The 1,527-nt window shown below is 39.3% G+C and carries 1 protein-coding gene; it reads left to right on the top strand.

What is annotated here, in order from left to right; translation table 11 throughout:
• Positions 1–1,174 (top strand): IS3 family transposase (locus CKF54_RS05170; protein WP_119525297.1); only part of this gene is annotated, 1,174 nt, incomplete at its 5' end.
• Between the last annotated feature and the right edge of the window lie 353 nt (positions 1,175–1,527).

Below are 1,527 nucleotides of genomic sequence, written 5' to 3'. Positions count from 1 at the left end.
AACTGCTCCAGGCTATGATCAGCATAAAGAGCTGTTAGAATCTACTCTTTTCGGTATGGAAAAAAGTAATGAATCTTACCAGATTATGGAACTAGCCAATAAATTACTTTACAGAATGGATGTAGATAAGACATTCAATGAAGTTGATGTATGGACTAAATGCCAGATTATCAAGAAGATATCTCAATTCAAGACTGTCAAATTCACTATTACAAAGCTCTGTAAAGCTTTGAAATTTAATCGAGCAACTTACTACAACAACGTCGATAAACCGCAAAGTTCAGTAGAACGCAGAGAGCTGTTTCTCAAAGAGGCAATCATTGTTCTCAGAACTAAAGAAATCGATGTTAGTGAGAATGTTAAAGACCTAGAAGATGAGATTCTACAATGCCCAAAGTTCCTACCCTACTTAAATTATGGAGCTAGGAGACTTACCTGCTTGATTAACAAGATGATTGAAGAAAAATATGAAACTGACGCAGAAATCAGAGAACTATTTCCTCGTAAAAAGGTTAATCATAAAGTAGTTGAAAAGGTAATCAGAAAGTACAAACTGTATGCTTACAAGTTTATCCGCGATCAGCGTAAAGCGAAGAATAGAGTAGCTCACGCTTCTGTTGGTGATAACTTAATGGGCAGAGATTTCCAATGCTCATTACCATACGAGAAAATCGGTACAGATACGGTTACTTTCACCGTACGTGATTCTCAAAGCCCAAACGGCAAGAGAAAAGTGTACGCTTGTATAGTTCTAGACTTCTATTCTAGAAAAATTATAGGTTATTGCATGAGTAAAAATCCAGATACTGACAGTGCAATCATGGCTTTAGACATGGCAATGAAAAACAAGCCTGAAAATGCCTCTGAAGTGATCATGCTACAACATGATAAAGGTACACAGTTCACAAGCCAAGAGTATAAGCTCGCTTTAGAGAAATACGGCATAAAAGAAAGCATATCAGGTACAGGAGCATGCTATGACAATGCTCCAACTGAAAGTAGATTCTCATGTATGCGAGTTGACTGCGAACCAAAAGGTGGTTTCTTAAGTGTGGATCATTGTATACAAGCAGTAGTAACTTATATAGATTTCCATAATAATCAAAGAATTACGATTTACCCAGACACTAAAAAAGGACTAACACCTCAAGAGAAAATATCTCAAGCATGCTAATCCGAAAACACAAATACATTATAGCATAAGCTTGAGTAAGTACATACTTTTACGTACTTCGTTGGCGTCGGTACTTTGAGCTGTCGATCGCCTGCCCAACTCACCTCCTGCGGTTCCCCATCAGAAAGTGAAGGGGCATTCCTCGGAGGGTGAGCTGGGCGGCGATCTCCCCGAGCCCTTGGTTCTGGCAGTGGGCATTGTAACCTTGATATATTTGTAAACAGCTGATGTTGGGAAACTTCTCTGTGCCTCTCGATATTAGAGTTGTGGCAGGAGTCTGTCCCTCGTGATTAAGACACAAAACCTAGGGTTGCCCTTTAACCTCTAGTTGTTTGTAAACAGCTGATGTTGGG

Source organism: Psittacicella hinzii, assembly GCF_003585885.1.
Classification (GTDB): domain Bacteria; phylum Pseudomonadota; class Gammaproteobacteria; order Enterobacterales; family Psittacicellaceae; genus Psittacicella.
Note: the sequence above shows the minus strand (reverse complement) of the source record. Positions and strands in the feature narration are given on the sequence as shown.